Source organism: Pantoea sp. USMM079, from assembly GCF_037153115.1.
GTDB classification, from domain to species: domain Bacteria; phylum Pseudomonadota; class Gammaproteobacteria; order Enterobacterales; family Enterobacteriaceae; genus Pantoea; species Pantoea communis.
The window spans coordinates 16,270-32,849 of the sequence record NZ_JBBCKX010000020.1; the positions used below are offsets into that span (position 1 = coordinate 16,270).

13 protein-coding genes are annotated in these 16,580 nt (G+C 55.2%); 8 read left to right on the plus strand and 5 right to left on the minus strand.

What is annotated here, in order from left to right; translation table 11 throughout:
* Positions 1 to 26 precede the first annotated feature (26 nt).
* The 6 genes from WFP70_RS20130 to WFP70_RS20155 all read left to right on the plus strand — a co-directional run bounded on the left by WFP70_RS20130 (position 27) and on the right by WFP70_RS20155 (position 8,607).
* Positions 27 to 1,157 carry an HlyD family secretion protein gene (locus tag WFP70_RS20130; protein ID WP_160869708.1) on the plus strand — a complete coding sequence of 377 codons (1,131 nt, stop codon included), beginning with the start codon at positions 27 to 29 and terminating at the stop codon, positions 1,155 to 1,157.
* Positions 1,154 to 2,722, plus strand: coding sequence for a DHA2 family efflux MFS transporter permease subunit (locus WFP70_RS20135; protein ID WP_034820876.1), 1,569 nt, complete (start codon positions 1,154 to 1,156; stop codon positions 2,720 to 2,722). The genes WFP70_RS20130 and WFP70_RS20135 overlap by 4 nt, the downstream gene beginning before the upstream one ends.
* Position 2,723: 1 nt before the next feature.
* Positions 2,724 to 4,241 carry an efflux transporter outer membrane subunit gene (locus WFP70_RS20140; protein ID WP_337024184.1) on the plus strand — a complete coding sequence of 506 codons (1,518 nt, stop codon included), beginning with the start codon at positions 2,724 to 2,726 and terminating at the stop codon, positions 4,239 to 4,241.
* Positions 4,242 to 4,511: 270 nt separating this feature from the next.
* The gene (locus WFP70_RS20145; protein ID WP_337024183.1) at positions 4,512 to 5,993 is read left to right on the plus strand and encodes a sugar porter family MFS transporter; all 1,482 of its coding nucleotides are present in this window, start codon (positions 4,512 to 4,514) and stop codon (positions 5,991 to 5,993) included.
* A 434-nt stretch (positions 5,994 to 6,427) separates the two neighbouring features.
* Positions 6,428 to 6,829 carry an H-NS family histone-like protein gene (locus WFP70_RS20150; RefSeq protein ID WP_034820857.1) on the plus strand — a complete coding sequence of 134 codons (402 nt, stop codon included), beginning with the start codon at positions 6,428 to 6,430 and terminating at the stop codon, positions 6,827 to 6,829.
* A 185-nt stretch (positions 6,830 to 7,014) separates the two neighbouring features.
* Positions 7,015 to 8,607 (plus strand): ABC-F family ATPase, encoded by a 1,593-nt coding sequence (locus tag WFP70_RS20155; RefSeq protein ID WP_097119365.1) that lies wholly within the window; start codon positions 7,015 to 7,017, stop codon positions 8,605 to 8,607.
* A 423-nt stretch (positions 8,608 to 9,030) separates the two neighbouring features.
* Here the strand turns inward: WFP70_RS20155 and WFP70_RS20160 are convergent, their stop codons facing one another.
* Genes WFP70_RS20160 through WFP70_RS20175 form a run of 4 tightly spaced genes read right to left on the minus strand, consistent with a single transcriptional unit; the run spans position 9,031 to position 13,407 of the window.
* On the minus strand, positions 9,031 to 10,470 hold the full coding sequence (locus tag WFP70_RS20160; RefSeq protein WP_337024182.1) for an NAD-dependent succinate-semialdehyde dehydrogenase: 1,440 nt from the start codon (positions 10,468 to 10,470) through the stop codon (positions 9,031 to 9,033).
* Positions 10,467 to 11,516 carry an aldo/keto reductase gene (locus WFP70_RS20165; protein WP_034820847.1) on the minus strand — a complete coding sequence of 350 codons (1,050 nt, stop codon included), beginning with the start codon at positions 11,514 to 11,516 and terminating at the stop codon, positions 10,467 to 10,469. The genes WFP70_RS20160 and WFP70_RS20165 overlap by 4 nt, the downstream gene beginning before the upstream one ends.
* Positions 11,517 to 11,529: 13 nt before the next feature.
* The gene (fae, locus tag WFP70_RS20170) at positions 11,530 to 12,030 is read right to left on the minus strand and encodes a formaldehyde-activating enzyme (RefSeq protein ID WP_034820831.1); all 501 of its coding nucleotides are present in this window, start codon (positions 12,028 to 12,030) and stop codon (positions 11,530 to 11,532) included.
* A gap of 12 nt (positions 12,031 to 12,042) precedes the next feature.
* Positions 12,043 to 13,407: an MFS transporter gene (locus WFP70_RS20175; protein WP_160869702.1), complete on the minus strand. Its 1,365-nt coding sequence runs from the start codon at positions 13,405 to 13,407 to the stop codon at positions 12,043 to 12,045.
* 221 nt (positions 13,408 to 13,628) lie between these two features.
* On the opposite strand from WFP70_RS20175, the gene WFP70_RS20180 reads away from it, so the two are divergent.
* Complete coding sequence (locus WFP70_RS20180) at positions 13,629 to 14,546, plus strand: LysR substrate-binding domain-containing protein (RefSeq protein WP_034820825.1); 918 nt, start codon at positions 13,629 to 13,631, stop codon at positions 14,544 to 14,546.
* An 18-nt stretch (positions 14,547 to 14,564) separates the two neighbouring features.
* Positions 14,565 to 15,137 carry a glycerol-3-phosphate responsive antiterminator gene (locus WFP70_RS20185; RefSeq protein ID WP_160869700.1) on the plus strand — a complete coding sequence of 191 codons (573 nt, stop codon included), beginning with the start codon at positions 14,565 to 14,567 and terminating at the stop codon, positions 15,135 to 15,137.
* Here WFP70_RS20185 and WFP70_RS20190 read toward each other — a convergent pair.
* The gene (locus WFP70_RS20190; protein WP_337024181.1) at positions 15,134 to 16,579 is read right to left on the minus strand and encodes an FGGY-family carbohydrate kinase; all 1,446 of its coding nucleotides are present in this window, start codon (positions 16,577 to 16,579) and stop codon (positions 15,134 to 15,136) included. The two genes, WFP70_RS20185 and WFP70_RS20190, sit on opposite strands and share 4 nt — an antisense overlap.
* Position 16,580 lies beyond the last annotated feature (1 nt).

Sequence of the window (16,580 nt, forward strand, 5' to 3'; positions counted from 1 at the left end):
GGGATCACAGCCAGCGATGATAACCTATGAGTGATAACCACAATCAGCCGCCCGCACGCGAGCAGCAGGATGCGCAGCACGCTTCAGACTCCAGTCAAGACAATAACGAACCACAACGTAAACGCCCCGGCAAAAAGCCACTGGTCATTCTCGCCATCGTGGTGGTGATCATGCTGTTGGTGGGCCTGTGGTTCTGGTTTACCACGCGCAACATTGAAACCACGGATGATGCCTTTACCGAAGGTGATGCCGTGACCATCGCACCGAAAGCGGCCGGTTATGTGGTGAAACTGCTGGTGAAAGATAACCAGCGGGTGAAGCAGGGCGATTTACTGGTGGAGATCGACCCACGCGACACCAGTGCCCAACGCGATCAGGCTAAAGCCCAGCTTGGCCTGGCTCAGGCGCAACTTCATCAGGCGCAGGCACAGTTAGCGCTGTCACGCGTGCAGTATCCTGCGCAGCGCGATCAGGCGTTAGCCGATCAAGCCAAAGCGCAGGCCAATCTTTTGAATGCGCAGGCGGACTATCGTCGTCAGCGCGGCGTGGATCCGCGCGCGACGTCACAACGCAACATCGATACCGCAGCCGCGCAGCTGCGATCCGCTGAAGCACAACTGCAAAGCGCCAAAGCGCAGGTCGAAGTGGCTTCGCAGGTGCAATTGCAGATTCGTCAGCAGGAAACCAATGTGGAAGCGCGCCAGCAGCAGGTTGAGCAGGCGCAGGCACAGCTCAACACCGCCGAACTGAATCTCTCTTATACCCAAGTGCGCGCCCCGTACGATGGCTTTGTCACCAAGCGCAACGTGCAGGTCGGTACGCTGGTACAGGCTGGCACGGCACTGTTTTCACTGGTGTCGCCGGATATCTGGATCAACGCTAACTTCAAAGAGTCCCAACTGGCGCGGATGAATCCTGGTGACAAAGTGGATATCAGTATCGACGCCTGGCCAGATATGAAGCTGGAAGGTCACGTTGATAGCGTGCAGATGGGATCCGGCTCGCGCTTCTCCACCTTCCCGGCTGAAAACGCCACCGGTAACTACGTGAAAATTGTGCAGCGCGTGCCGGTGAAAATCGTCATCGATAAAGGATTGGATCCGAATCATCCATTGCCACTGGGCCTGTCGGTTGAGCCGAAGGTCACCGTCGAATGAGTGCGAGCGAAAGCTGGCGTCCGGCCAGCAATCCCTGGCTGGTCGCCATCACGGTGACGCTGGCGGTGTTTATGGAGATCCTCGACACCACCATCGTTAACGTGGCGCTACCGCACATTGCCGGCTCACTCTCTTCCAGTTACGACGAATCCACCTGGGTGCTGACTTCCTATCTGGTGGCCAACGGCATTGTGTTGCCCATTTCGGCCTTCTTTAGCCGCTTGTTTGGGCGTAAACAGTTCTTCCTGATCTGTATTGTCATGTTCACCATCTGCTCGTTCCTGTGCGGTATCGCCACTGAGCTATGGCAAATCATTCTGTTCCGCGTGTTGCAGGGCTTTTTCGGCGGCGGTTTGCAGCCGGTGCAGCAATCGGTGCTCCTCGATTACTTTAAAGCGGAAGATCGTGGCAAAGCTTTTGGTCTCTCCTCGATTGCGATTATCGTCGCGCCAGTGATCGGCCCAACACTCGGCGGCTGGATCACCGATAACTACAGCTGGCGCTGGGTGTTCTTCATTAACATCCCGGTCGGAATTTTAACGGTGCTGGCGATCTATCAACTGCTGGAAGATCCACCGTGGGAACGTAAATGGGCGAAGGGCAAGCTGAAGATCGATTACATCGGTATCAGCTTGATCACTCTTGGACTCGGCTGTTTGCAGGTGTTCCTTGACCGTGGTGAAGATGAAGACTGGTTCGCCTCGCACTTTATTCGCCTGTTTTGCATGCTGGCGGTGATCGGCATTGTCGGCGCCGTCTACTGGCTGCTGTATGCACGTAAACCAGTGGTAGATATCACGGTCATGAAAGATCGTAACTTCTGGGTGGCCGGTTTGCTGATGGCAGGCATGGCGATGATTCTGTACGGCAGTTCGGTAGTACTTCCACAACTGGCGCAGCAGGATCTGGGCTATACCGCGACCTGGTCGGGGCTGGTACTCTCGCCCGGTGCGATATTGATCGTCCTGACCATTCCGCTGGTGCTGAAGCTGATGCCGATTGTGCAAACACGCTACATCATTGCTTTCGGTTTTACCTGTCTCGCCAGCGCCTTCTTCTATTCCACGACCTTGACGCCGAACGTTGATTTTACCACCCTGGTATTAATGCGCAGTGCGCAATCGATAGGGCTGGGTTTCCTGTTTGTGCCGCTGACGACCATTGCTTTTATTACGGTGCCGCAACGGCTCAATGCAGATGCATCGGCATTGTTTACCATGTTCCGTAATGTGGCGGGATCGATCGGTATTTCACTGGCAACGGCGGGGATCACTGAGCGTATGCAGGCGCGGTCGGCGAGTATGGTGCATAACATGACGCCGCTCAACGAGCCGTTCAATCTCACTTTGCAGCATTGGGCGCAGTCGATTCGCGACTTTACGTCTGCGGTGGGCGATCCCCTGACGCTGGCGACCGGTCAGCTGTACAAAGAGATGATTGCACAGGCGCGAATCCTGGCGTACATCGACGTATTTATGGGCCTGAGTATTGTGGCCTTGCTGTTGATTCCATTTTGTTGGTTGCTTTCGCCGATCAAGAGCGAAGGCAGTGCAGGAGCACACTAAGATGATCACCTCTCCGCGCTTGAGTTTGCTGGCGCTGTCTCTGCTTCTGGCGGGTTGCGCTGTGGGCCCTGATTATCAGCCACCCCATGCGCAGACGCCGGGCAGCTATCGCGATTTGCCGTCGCAGGAAGCCTCAAAACCGCAATCGGCGGCCACCAACCCGCTGTGGTGGAAAAGCTTTAATGATCCACAACTGGATAGCCTGATTGAACGCGCCATTGCCGGTAACTTATCCCTGCAGCAGTCGGTGTTGCGCATTGCTGGCGCGCGTGAGCAACTGGCGCAGGCGCGCGGCGGGCTTTTTCCGTCACTCAATGGCTCGGCTAAAGTCACACGTCAGCAGTTGGGCCTAAAAGGCATACTGAAATCCAACGGGGTTTACGATCAGGTGGACAGTGACGTCGCCAATCAACTGAACGGCCTCGATCATTCTGTCACCCTTTATCAAGGCAGCTTTGACGCCAGCTGGGAGCTGGATCTGTGGGGCAAAGTGCGCCGTCAGATGGAAGCCGCAGATGCGCAGCAGCAGGCTGCCATCGAACAGCGCAATGATGCGCTGGTGTCACTTGAAGCAGAAGTGGCACGTGCCTATCTGCAATTGCGCGGCGCGCAAGCGGTACTCATTACGCTGCAGCAGCAAATCGATGTGGCGCAGCAAACCTGGGAACTGACGCAAAGCCAGCAGCGTAACGGCATGGCGCCGCTCACCGATGTGGAAAATGCGCGCGCACAACTTGCCTCGCTGAACGCGCAATTGCCGGGCTATCAGTCGCAGGAACGTCAGGCCATGAATGGTTTAGCGGTATTGCTGGGCAAAACGCCGGGCGCACTGGATAACGAGCTGATGAGCAGTAAAGCGTTACCGGCGTTGCCGAAAATGGTGGCGGTGGGGATTCCATCCACGCTGGCGCGACGACGTCCGGATATTCGCCAGGCGGAAGCCAATCTGCATGCGCAGACTGCCAACATTGGCGTGTCGGTGGCGGAACTGTTCCCCAGCCTGTCACTGACGGGTCAACTCGGGGTTCGCAACACCGATGCCAGCTATCTGGATGACTGGAGCAGCCATTTCTACAGTATCGGGCCCTCGCTCTCCATTCCGATTTTTCAGGGCGGGCGTTTGGTCTCCAGCGTGAAACTGGCACGCGCGCAGCAGGCCAATGCAGCGCTGGAATATCGTCAGACGGTGCTGACCGCCTTGCAGGATGTCGAGAATGCCCTGGTCAGTTATCGCGCCGATCAGCAGCAGGTGACCGCTCTGGATGAAACCACTGGCGCATTGCAGAGAGCATTTGATCTCGCCAGTGATAGCTACAAGCAGGGGATTTCCAGCTTCCTGGATGTGTTGGACGCACAGCGTCAGTTAGCGCAGGCAGAAGCACAATCGACACAGGCACGAATGCAGAGTGCACTGGATTTAGTCGCGTTGTACAAAGCGCTGGGCGGCGGCTGGGAACCTTATCAAAACGTTAATATGCCGGAATATTCTGTGTTTGGCCCTGCCACCACGGTGCCTTAGTCGTAATAGGGGGGGCAGTCTGCGGGTTGCCCCAGCATCAGGCATCACAATTCGCCCATTTTGAAACGAAAGTTTTCATTTTGGACTAAATGCAAATTCCCCTCTGATCACTCTTCACCGATTTACACGCAGTAAAGCCCCTTTTTGTGATCTGCTCCGCATGTAGATGCGGGGTTTATGATCTGTAGCGCAAAATTTAAATTTCATAATTATTCCTGTTGGTTGAAATAAACTATTTTTAAATCTTCTCTTACTGTTAAGGAGTGGATTATGCCGCGGGAAAACTACCTTACCCCCAACAAAGCATCAGGGCCGAACAGCAGCACGCGCACTGAACCCTTTGTGAAGGTGATAGCAATGATTGCCACCTTAGGGGGGTTGCTGTTCGGCTATGACACCGGTGTGATTTCTGGCGCACTGTTATTTATGGGCAACGATCTCCATCTGACACCCTTTACCACGGGGTTGGTCACCAGCAGCCTGCTGTTTGGCGCGGCTTTTGGTGCCCTGGCATCAGGCCACTTTGCCGCCGCGGCCGGGCGGAGAAAAATCATTCTGGTGCTGGCGGTGATTTTCGCCATTGGCGCAATCGGCACCGCGTTAGCACCTGACGTTGAATGGATGATTTTCTTCCGCCTGGTATTGGGTGTGGCGGTGGGGGGCGCGTCAGCGACAGTCCCGGTGTACATCGCGGAGATGGCGCCCGCCAACAAACGTGGCCAGTTAGTGACCATGCAAGAACTGATGATCGTCTCCGGGCAGATGTTGGCTTACATCTCCAACGCCGGTTTTAACGCGGTATGGGGCGGTGATACCACCTGGCGTTGGATGCTGGCGGTAGCGACGGTGCCTGCCGTGCTGCTGTGGTTTGGCATGCTGTTTATGCCCGACTCACCGCGTTGGTATGCGATGAAAGGGCGGTTAACAGAAGCGCGTCAGGTGCTGGAACGCACGCGAGCTAAACAAGATGTTGAGTGGGAACTCACGGAAATAGAAGAAACCTTAGCTGAAGAGCAATATGAAACGCGCCCACGCCTGCGTGAACTTCGTCAACCCTGGCTGTTTAAATTATTTTTGATTGGCGTGGGTATTGCGGTCATACAGCAGTTAACCGGGGTGAATACCATCATGTATTACGCTCCGACCATGTTAAAAGCCGTGGGCATGAGCGATAACGCAGCATTAATTGCCACCATCGCCAATGGTGTTATTTCAGTATTAATGACTTTCGTCGGTATCTGGCTGCTGGGGCGCATTGGGCGCCGTACCATGACGATGTTAGGACAGTTTGGCTGTACCGCCTGTCTGGTATTTATTGGTGCCGTCAGTTATTTCATGCCGGAGACGGTAAATGGTCAACCTGATGTTCTGCGCAGTTATATGGTGTTGCTGGGAATGCTGATGTTTTTGAGCTTCCAGCAAGGTGCACTCTCACCCGTGACCTGGTTGCTATTGTCTGAAATTTTCCCTACACGTCTGCGTGGGATATTTATGGGCGGCGCCGTGTTTGCAATGTGGATCGCTAATTTCCTTATCTCGCTGATGTTCCCGATCCTGTTGGCATCGGTGGGTTTATCGGGAGCGTTCTTTATTTTTGCGCTAATCGGAATAGGGGGAGCCATTTTTGTGGTTCGCTTTGTACCGGAAACACGAAATCGTTCACTGGAACAGATCGAGCATTATTTGCACGACTGGCTGTCAAATGAAGAACCGCAACCGCAGTTGACGCACGCTGTGAAGAAAAGCTTGTAACCTGAGGTGACGTTTTTATGAGGGTAAAAGCCGGTGCATGCACTGGCTTTTTATCGATAAGTGGGGATAAAAATGCGATTGTGGTCTCAACTGTCAGAATAGAATAATCACCTGTGAAAATAGATTTTCGGCCATAACATTAATCTTCATTAATCTGCTAACACACATCAGCCAGGCAAGGCATTAACCGCTAAATGCTTGTTTATCAGCCGGGAATAACCTCTGAAATCGGTACCAGTTCCAGTCGGTGGTACTAAAGTGCTGTTGTTAATTCACCGTTAATTAAAGCTTCTCGCTGGGGATATCGCTCAAATTGTGAATACGTTAATCAGTTAGGAATTATCCGTCCGCATAAATTAATTTATTTTTTTATTTGAATTGGGTAATCTTGCCACTACAGTTTATTTAAACCCCCCTTAAGCAAGGACCTTGTGATGAGTGACGCATTTAAAGTTCTGAACAACATTCGCACATTACGTGCGCAGGCTCGTGAACTGCCATTGACCGATCTGGAAGAGATTCTGGAGAAATTAACCGTGGTGGTGACTGAGCGCCGCGACGAAGTTCATGCAGAAGAAGCGCAGAATCGCGAGAAAGAAGAAAAGCTGTCTAAATACCGCGAAATGCTGCTGGCTGACGGTATTGACCCGAACGAATTGCTGGGTGCGTTGGAAACCGGTAAAAAACGCGCGAAGCGTGCACCGCGTCCGGCTAAATATTCTTACACCGATGAGAACGGTGAAGAGAAATCATGGACCGGCCAGGGCCGTACCCCAGCAGCGATTAAGAAAGCGCTGGACTCTGGTAAAAGCCTGGACAGCTTCCTGATCAAATAATCGACACAATCCTTGTAAGCGGGAGCCGAAGACCACGTTGTCTTCGGCTTTTTTATTTCTCTATTTGCAACAACGCGTTTAGCGCCTTCGCTCGCTGCCTGCAGGCGCAGAGGTGGCGTCCCGGTGCTGCTTTCTGGCATAATGCCCGCTGTTTTTTCCTCCACTGCGTAACAAAGGTCAATGCCGTGTTAGTTTCCAGCAATATTACTATGCAGTTCGGCAGTAAGCCGCTGTTTGAGAATATCTCCGTTAAGTTTGGCGGCGGTAATCGTTACGGTTTAATCGGTGCGAACGGCAGCGGTAAATCGACCTTCATGAAAATACTGGGCGGCGACCTGGTACCGACCAACGGTAATGTTTCACTCGACCCTAACGAGCGTATCGGTAAGTTACGTCAGGACCAGTTTGCCTTTGAGCAATTCAGCGTGCTGGATACGGTGATTATGGGTCACGCCGAATTATGGGCGGTGAAGGAAGAGCGCGACCGTATTTATGCTTTGCCAGAAATGAGCGAAGAGGAAGGCTATAAAGTTGCCGACCTGGAAGTTGAATACGGCGAAATGGATGGTTACAGCGCAGAATCTCGTGCCGGGGAATTATTGCTGGGCGTGGGTATTCCGGTGGAACAGCATTACGGTCCGATGAGCGAAATCGCACCAGGTTGGAAACTGCGTGTGCTGTTGGCGCAGGCATTATTCTCAAACCCAGATATTTTGCTGCTCGATGAACCGACGAACAACCTGGATATTGATACCATTCGTTGGCTGGAGCAGGTGCTTAACGAACGTAACAGTACCATGATTATCATTTCGCATGACCGTCACTTCCTGAATATGGTGTGCACACACATGGCGGATCTGGATTACGGTGAACTGCGCGTGTATCCAGGTAATTATGACGAATATATGACCGCGGCGACTCAGGCGCGTGAACGTTTAATTTCTGATAACGCGAAGAAGAAAGCGCAAATTGCTGACCTGCAATCATTCGTTAGCCGTTTTAGTGCCAACGCCTCTAAATCGCGTCAGGCGACTTCGCGTGCCAAGCAGATTGATAAAATTAAGCTGGATGAAGTGAAAGCCTCCAGTCGTCAGAACCCTTATATCCGTTTTGATCAGGATAAGAAGCTGTTCCGTAATGCGCTGGAAGTTGAGGCACTGACGAAAGGATTCGATAACGGTCCGCTGTTCAGCAAGCTTAATCTGATGGTTGAAGTTGGCGAGAAAGTGGCCATTCTCGGTGCCAACGGTATCGGTAAAACCACGTTGCTGAAAACATTGGTCGGCGAATTAACGCCTGACAGCGGCACTGTGAAATGGTCCGAGAATGCGCTGATTGGTTATTATGCGCAGGATCACGCAGAAGATTTCGCCGATGACCTGAGTGTTTTCGACTGGATGAGTCAGTGGAAGCAGGAAGGTGACGACGAGCAAGCGGTGCGCAGTATTCTGGGCCGTCTGCTGTTTGGTCATGATGAAATCAAGAAGCCTGCTAAAGTGCTCTCTGGTGGTGAGAAAGGCCGCATGCTGTTTGGCAAGCTGATGATGCAGAAGCCGAACATCTTGATCATGGATGAACCGACCAACCACCTCGATATGGAATCGATTGAGTCGCTTAACCTGGCACTTGAAGGTTACGAAGGCACGCTGATTTTCGTTTCGCATGACCGTGAGTTTGTCAGTTCACTGGCAACCCGCGTGATGGAGATGAAGGGCGATCGCATTATCGACTTCACCGGCAACTACGAAGATTATCTGCGCAGTCAGGGTATTGTTTAAATCGTTACATACCCATAGCTTCGCCCGCCGCATTCCTGCGGTGGGCGCTTTGTTCTGGTTTGCCATTTCGCCTGAGAGTTCTGCACCGTCAGGCATAAATGGTGGGCCGTTCCGCAAAGACGGCGTGAATACATCCCTGTAGCCTCGACCGCCGCATCCCTGCGGCAAACGCTTTACTCCGGACCCACCATTCCTGCCTTTATCAATATTTGTGCTCTCTGTTGGTTAATTCAGTCTGCACGGCCTATGCGGTCTATACAGCAACACCATAGGTTAAAGGGAAGATAAGGTTCGCCCGAAGAGCAAAGCGTCTGGGCCACGGATGGCCCAGCCGATCGGCATGGATGCCGGTTTCCTTTGCGATCGGGCGGACCTTATCTGACGCAGCACCTGACCTTCAGCGAAAAAGCCAAGCCACCCAAACTAACCAATCTGCCCAATATTCACATACTGGGTTTCCAGATACTCCTCCAGCCCAACATCCGCGCCTTCGCGTCCTAATCCTGACGCTTTCACACCCCCAAACGGCGCTACTTCCGTGGAAATGATCCCTTCATTAACGCCAACCATGCCGCTCTCCAGTTGCGGAGTCACGCGCAGTGCCCGCGCCAGATCACGCGTAAACAGATAAGCGGCCAGCCCATACGGCGTATTGTTGGCGCGCTCGATCACTTCCTGCTCCGTACTGAAACGGAAGCAGGCCGCAACCGGTCCAAATGTCTCTTCGTGTGCCAGACGCATCTGCTCATTGGCCTCGGCCAGCACCGTTGGCTGGTAAAAGCTGCCACCCAACGCATGACGCTCACCGCCGCAAACCAAACGTGCACCGTGCTGCAAGGCATCCTGCACATGTGCTTCGACCTTCTCCATGGCTCGCTGATGAATCAGTGGCCCCTGCTGTGCGCCCGGTGTCAGGCCCGGTGCGACTTTCAACGCGTTAGCCGCTGCAGCCAGTTTGGTGACGAATTGATCATACACGCCATCCTGCACGTAGAAGCGGTTCACGCAGATGCAGGTCTGTCCGCTGTTGCGGAATTTGGCTGCCATAGCGCTTTCGATTGCGGCATCAATATCGGCATCATCGAACACGATAAATGGTGCATTACCGCCCAACTCCAGCGACAACTTCTTCACTGAACTCGCGGCATCGCGCATCAGCAACTGGCCAACACCCGTAGAGCCGGTGAAGGAAATTTTCCGCACCGTATCGTGGTGCGTCAGCGTGTGGCCAATCTCCACCGTTTCCCCGCTCACCGCATTCAGTACGCCAGCCGGAACGCCAGCCTGTTCAGCCAGCACCAGCAGGGCAAAGGCTGACAACGGTGTCTCATTCGCCGGCTTCACAATCGCGGTACAACCGGCGGCCAGCGCCGGGCCCAGCTTGCGCGTCAACATCGCCAGTGGGAAATTCCATGGCGTTATCGCGGCGACCACGCCCACCGGCTGTTTCAGCGTCAGGATCAGATTTCCGGCCTTAGTTGAAGGGATCGTTTTGCCGTTAGCACGCTTGCCTTCTTCGGCAAACCACTCAATAAAACTGGCGGCGTAAAGCACTTCGCCACGCGCTTCAGCCAGCACTTTTCCTTGTTCCTGCACCACCAACTGCGCCAGCGGTTCCTGATTTTCGATAATCAATTGATACCAGCGCTGCAGGATCGCAGCGCGCGCTTTGGCGGTTAAGGCACGCCAGGCGGGCAGGGCGGCGGCGGCGGCATCAATCGCGCGGTTGGTTTCCGCCGCGCCAACGTTAGCGACCTGCGCCACCACGCTGTTGTCGGCTGGGTTGGTCACATCATAAGTGCGATCGCTCTCCAGCCATTGTCCATTGCAATACCAGCCGGTACGCAGCAGTGAAGATGTCATGCGATATTCCTTGCAGATTGAAGTGCGTTATCCGTAAACACCGTGCGTGCAGCGCGGCTATGACGGGCGATACGTTTTCCCGCGGTGTAATCGTTGATCACATCGCACGGCGTGTAGTTGCGTTCCAGCTCGAAGCGCTCTTCGCTATCCAGTGGGGTATGCAGTGCCGCAATGGCGCTATCCAATTGGGCGACGCTGTCTGCGCCTACCAGCATCGAATCCACGCCTGGATGGGACAGCACCCAGGCCTGAGCAATCTGCGCACTGGTTAATCCTCGTGCAGCGGCGACACGGCCGACGGATTCGGCAATCTGAATCGAAGCTTCATCGGCATACATTTCACGGGTGAAGAAATCAGTTTGATTGCGGATGGACTGCGCATCGCCGCTTAACAGCCCGCGCGCCAATGGGCTAAACACGGAAACACCCAGGCCCTGATCGCGACAGAACGGCATCATTTCGCGTTCCTCCTCGCGGTAGGCGCAGTTCAGCTGCAGCTGCATATTGATCGGTTTCACAAACCCGTTGCGCTCGCAGCACCACAAAATCTTCGCCAGCTGCCAGCAATACATGGTGGAAACCCCGACATAACGTGCTTTGCCACTGCGCACGATGCTGTTCATGGCTTCCCATGTCTCTTCGATCGGTGTGTTCACGTCGAAATAGTGCAGCATGTAGACATCAACATAGTCGGTGCCGAGGCGGCGCAGGCTGCCATCGATACTGTCGAGAATGTGTTTACGCGAATGGCCCTGATTGTTCTGGCCCCCGCCAAGTGGATAACCCACTTTGGTGGTCAGCACCAATTCATCACGCTGGGCGATGCGTTTGAGCACACGGCCTACCACCTCTTCACCGGCGCCGCTGGAGTAGAAGTCAGCCAGATCGATAAAGTTGATACCGTTTTCCAGCGCGTGACGAATAATCGGCTCGCTTTGCGCCTCGTCAAAAATCCATGGTTTCCAGCTCTTGCTGCCCATATTCATGGTGCCGAGGCAAAGACGCGACACCTGCAAACCGCTGTGGCCCAGTTTGATGTATTCCATGCTGCAACTCCTGCTACTTCGGGGAATAAAAGGGATTGCCCAACTCGGGCAGGGCATTAATCAACTGCTGGCGGCCCGGCAGCTTTTCCATCGCCGCTTCTATCGCCACTTTGCAGGCGCGATAGTTGTTAGCGAACACTTCATCGAGATCGGTACAGCCAGGATTGACCCAGTTAGCGGTGACAATGCACCACTCATCTTCGGCTTCCGGCGGCAGCGTGCCCTGCAACTGTGCCTCGGTCACGGCTTTAGCAATCGCAGCCTGTGATGCGCCCCAGGTGGCATTGCCGTGCAAATCGCTACTGATAGCGGCTTTGTTGACATACAGCGTCATCGGCTTGGCTGGCACATTGGGTTTAATCACCACCATAAACGGGCAGTGGCCTTGTGAAGGCGTCGCCAGGCTGGTGGAGAACGCCTGACCCACCACGCCGTTGCGCGGTCCAATCATGATATTGATATGCGAAGCGTTAACGCCGTCGCCTGCAAAGCCTTCACCGATATACATTTCCATCATTGCCTCCAGTTACAGATGTTGTGTTGAAGTTGAAGCGTTAGGGCTGGGCGCTTTATCCACTGCCGGGGTCTCCTGAGAGGCGTCAGTGAGCGTCAGACCTTTGGTCTCGGGTGCCCAGGCGATGGACACCAGCGCGCCGAGCACCAGAATCGCCGCCAGCAAACCCATGGTGCCGGCGATGCCGTAATTGACGATGGCGAGTGGCAGCAGCAGCGTGCCGACCGCCGAGCCCAGTCGGCTCATTGAGGTGGCGAAACCCACGCCGCGAGAGCGCACATCGGTCGGGAAGCTCTCTGCCGGGAACACGCCCACCAGGTTGCTCACGGCCGACATAATCAGCGTAAAGGCGGCAAACAGCAGAATCAGCCAGATGCCGGGGCTGGTGTGCAGCAGGCTCAGCAGCAGCAAACAGGTCGCAAGGAAAATAAAGGAACCGATCAGGAAGCCTCGGCGCGAGCACATCGCCGTTAGCACGATGCCCAGCACCGCTCCCACCAGCAGCAGACCGCTTAGCAGCAGGTCAGTGGCGAAGCCTTGATCCAGTCCCATCTCGCGCAGGATGGCGGGCAGGAAGGTATAAATAGCGAAATAGGGGATCACCAGGCAGACAAAGAACAGACAGTTGAAGGCGGTGCGACGACGATAGCGCGGGCGGAACAGTGCGCTCAGGCTGCCATCCTGCTCCTGCTGTTTCTCTTCCTGCAAGGTGACGTGCGAGCCAAATAAACGATGAACGATAGCCATGGCTTCCTCGCGTCGACCGCGACGCAGTAACCAGCGCGGGGATTCCGGGGTACCAATGCGCAATAGCAAGATCGCTAAAGCTGGTAGAGCAGAGGATGCGAGTAGCCAGCGCCAGCCATCAACGTGTGCCTGCAGTGCCAGATGTCCGGCAAAGCTGGCGGCGACATAGCCGACCGTCCAGAGCACGCTGAAGGCCCCCAACAGTACGCCGCGATGTTTGCGCGGGGCGAACTCCGCCAGAATGGTATGGCCGACCGAGAAGTCACCGCCTAAGCCGAAACCAATTAGCACACGCAACAGGAACAGTTGCTCTGCTGACTGGGCAAAAAACTGCATACCGGATGCGAGGGTAATCAGGATAAAGCTGAAGCAGAAAATCTTTTGGCGGCCGACACTGTCGGCGATCCAACCGAGAATCAGGCTACCGAGAAATAACCCGATCAACGCCGAGCTGCCAATCATGCCTTGCCAGAACGGCGTGAGTGACATTTGCGGTGTCATCTGTGTCAGCGCGAAGCCAACGGAACCGAGAATGTAGCCATCGGTGAGGTGCGCACCGAAGGTGAGCCCGGTGATTTTGAGGTGAAAGCGATTTAAGGGTACATCATCCATCAGAGTCGTTTGCGTCATGTTCCTTCCTCCTTCGGGGAGAGATGGTTGTTATTTTATTGTTATCTGGATGAGAAATTACTGTGACATTGGAGCCGGGTGCAGGCCAGTGCGAAAAAGTCATACCCCTATTCCGCAATTTCCTGTGATTGCACTCAAAAATTTAGGTTTACGTTCTCCGTTACCGTCTGGGTTGTGATTAGATTGGCGCGATGTTTTACCGCCTGGCTGCTGGAGTCAGAATGAGAAAGTTGCCTTCACTCAGTATGTTACGTCTGTTCGAAGAGACCTGTCGTACGCTGAGCTTCAGTAAAGCCGCCGATGCCTTGTTCATGACGCAAAGCGCCGCCAGCCGTCAGATGCGCCAGCTGGAAACCTTCCTTGGCAAAGACCTGTTCGTGCGGAGCCACAGTGGATTGATGCTGACGCCGGAAGCCATCCAGCTGCTACCCGTGGTACGCCAGTCGCTGGATCTGCTGGAAGAAGGCGTACGCAGCGTGCAGCAGCATAACCCCCGCCAGCACCTGCGTTTACAGGTCGCTCCTACCTTTGCCACGCGCTGGTTAGCGCCGCGTCTGGTGTCATTGCGTCAACAGCATCGTCAGCTGCAAATCATGCTGATCAGTGAAGCGCGTCAGAAATACAGCGACTTCGACTGCGCCATTCGTTTTGGCTCGCAGCAGGATGCGCAAGAGGCGGGCGCGGAAGGCGAATGGCTGTGCCATGAAACTTTGGTGCTGGTGGGCAGTCCGCTGCTGATGCTGGATGGCATCTGGCCAGATATCAGCCTGATGCCACAGTTGCATGTGCTGAACGGCGACAGTCGGCTGGATAACTGGTCGCGCTGGTATCAGGCCTGCGGCGAAACTGCGCCGCCGGAAGATAACGGACTGGCGTTTAGCACGCAGGATCAGGTGATCAACGCCTGTGTTACCGGAGCGGGTTTTGCCGTACTGGATCGTGCCATGGTGCGTAATGAACTCAGCAACGGCGTATTGGTTCAGATCTCGCCGCAGTTGCTTTCCAGCGCTAACGGCTACTGGCTGGAGGTGCCTTACGGTAAACAGATGTTGCCGCGCGTGGCGGTATTTCGGGATTGGCTGCTGGCGGAGATGCAACGTTTCAACGCTGCCACGCCCGCAGCCAGCGTTATCCTTTAGTGAATAGGTGGGTGTGCAGTGGATTTAGTTGAATTGTTAAAGAGCTCGCCGGTGGTCGCCGCCGTCAAAGATGCGCAAAGCCTGCAACAGGCGATTGACTCACCTTGCCAGGTGGTGTCGGTGCTGTATGGCAACATATGCAACATCGGGCGTATCGTCGGGCAGATAAAACAGGCTGGGAAAATCGCCTTTGTGCACGTTGATCTGCTGGAAGGCAGTTCGCGTCAGGAAGTGGTGATCCAGTTCCTGAAAATCGTGACGCAGGCCGATGGCATCATCAGCACTAAACCGGCGATGCTGAAAGCCGCGCGTCAGCACGGTTTCTGGGCAATCCATCGCCTGTTTGTACTGGACTCCATCTCCTTCAACAACATTGATAAACAGGTGGCGCAGTCGCAGCCCGACATTGTGGAGATCCTGCCTGGCTGCATGCCGAAAGTGCTGGGCTGGATCACCGAGCGCATCAGCCAGCCGATCATTGCTGGCGGGCTGGTGTGCGACGAAGAGGATGCACAGTTGGCGTTAGCGGCGGGCGCGCTGGCAGTCTCGACCACCAACGCTGGTGTCTGGCCATTGGCGCAGCGACGCTAAGCCTCCGCGAGTGGGCTAAGGCGCTTAAGCAGAGGATCGAGCGCGCTGTGAAGTTGCTGGTAAACCTGCTGATTGAGTTGCTGATACAGCGCATGATGGCGAGCATTCGGCAGGAATGTCTCGCCGGTTTTCACCAGTGCCGTCACGCCTTCCTGATAGCTTTGCCACACGCCTAATGCCATCCCCGCATTGAGAGCACAGCCGATAGCGGCGGAGCTGCGCATCGCATTGCGGCGTGCAGGCACACCAAAGATATCCGCGAACAGTTGCATAAACAGATCGCTGTTGGCACCGCCACCGGAAATCACTAACTGTGTCAGCGGGCGATCCAGCGCCTGCATCATCGGATCCAGATGGTTTTTCATGGTGAACACGATGCCTTCCAGCAGAGAGCGGAACAGGTGCGCGCGGGTATGACGGCCATCAAAGCCAATGATCGCCCCTTTTCGCCACGGTGCTTCGGCCGGTGCGGCCCAGTCGTGCAGCGTGATCAGCCCGTCGCTGCCGGCCGCAACCACACTGGCTTCAGCACCGAGCAGGGTTTCGATATCCACCCCGGTATCTTGTGCATCCTGAAGTGCCGCTGCGCCAAATTGATCGCGGAACCAACTCACCGTCCACATCCCCCGGCGAACGCCCATGCACTCATAGAGAAAATGGCCCGGCAGCGCTGCCTGGAAAGGCCAGAAGTGCTCGCTGGCGTGCGGCTGCGTGTCGCCATGTACCATCGCACCGATATAAGTGCCCAGTGAAATCAACGCTTCGCCCTGAGCCAGCGCGCCAGCGCCTAAGGCTTCCACGGCTTTATCATGGGCGGTGGCGATAATTGGCAAACCCAGCGGTAACCCGCTCGCCCGCGCGGCGGTGGACGTGACTTCGCCAAGTATTTCACCGGGGCGCACCACATCAAACAGCTGATCCCGGCGCAGATGACAGCTCGCCATTTTGCTGTCGTCCCACGTCTGGCGGGCATCATCCATTGGCCAGCAGCCGATGTAGTTAGCACTGGTATCGCGTGTCTGACCGGTAAGGCGATGGGTGATGTAGCCGGAGGTGGTGGTGATCCAGCGTACGTCACCGTATTCCGGCGCGGGTTGATAAGGCTGGTTGAGCCGTGCATCCATCCAGTTGATCACTGGCCACGCCAGCTCGCCGTCCTGGCGCATCAGCACCCGGCAGCAGCGGATCACGCACAGCCCGGCGGCCAGCAGCTGATGGTCCTGACCACCCAGCTGGTGAAAGCGCGTCATCGCCGCACGGCAGGCCTGCTGCACCGAATGCCAAAGATCGTCATCAGGATGTTCGGCACGATTGGGCTGAGGGATCTCAAGTGCACGCAGCGGCTGCTGTGCGCTGCACATCACCTCGCCATCGGTGCGGAAAATCACCACTTTGGCACTCTGTGTGCCGACATCAATTCCCATCAAATAACGCGCAGACATA

Coding starts and splice junctions, on each gene's coding strand:
- WFP70_RS20150 (WP_034820857.1), top strand. CDS start 6,428: ATGAGTGACGCATTTAAAGTTCTGAACAACATTCGCACATTACGTGCG.
- WFP70_RS20145 (WP_337024183.1), top strand. CDS start 4,512: ATGCCGCGGGAAAACTACCTTACCCCCAACAAAGCATCAGGGCCGAAC.
- WFP70_RS20130 (WP_160869708.1), top strand. CDS start 27: ATGAGTGATAACCACAATCAGCCGCCCGCACGCGAGCAGCAGGATGCG.
- fae (WP_034820831.1), bottom strand. CDS start 12,030: ATGGAAATGTATATCGGTGAAGGCTTTGCAGGCGACGGCGTTAACGCT.
- WFP70_RS20140 (WP_337024184.1), top strand. CDS start 2,724: ATGATCACCTCTCCGCGCTTGAGTTTGCTGGCGCTGTCTCTGCTTCTG.
- WFP70_RS20180 (WP_034820825.1), top strand. CDS start 13,629: ATGAGAAAGTTGCCTTCACTCAGTATGTTACGTCTGTTCGAAGAGACC.
- WFP70_RS20165 (WP_034820847.1), bottom strand. CDS start 11,516: ATGGAATACATCAAACTGGGCCACAGCGGTTTGCAGGTGTCGCGTCTT.
- WFP70_RS20190 (WP_337024181.1), bottom strand. CDS start 16,579: ATGTCTGCGCGTTATTTGATGGGAATTGATGTCGGCACACAGAGTGCC.
- WFP70_RS20160 (WP_337024182.1), bottom strand. CDS start 10,470: ATGACATCTTCACTGCTGCGTACCGGCTGGTATTGCAATGGACAATGG.
- WFP70_RS20175 (WP_160869702.1), bottom strand. CDS start 13,407: ATGACGCAAACGACTCTGATGGATGATGTACCCTTAAATCGCTTTCAC.
- WFP70_RS20135 (WP_034820876.1), top strand. CDS start 1,154: ATGAGTGCGAGCGAAAGCTGGCGTCCGGCCAGCAATCCCTGGCTGGTC.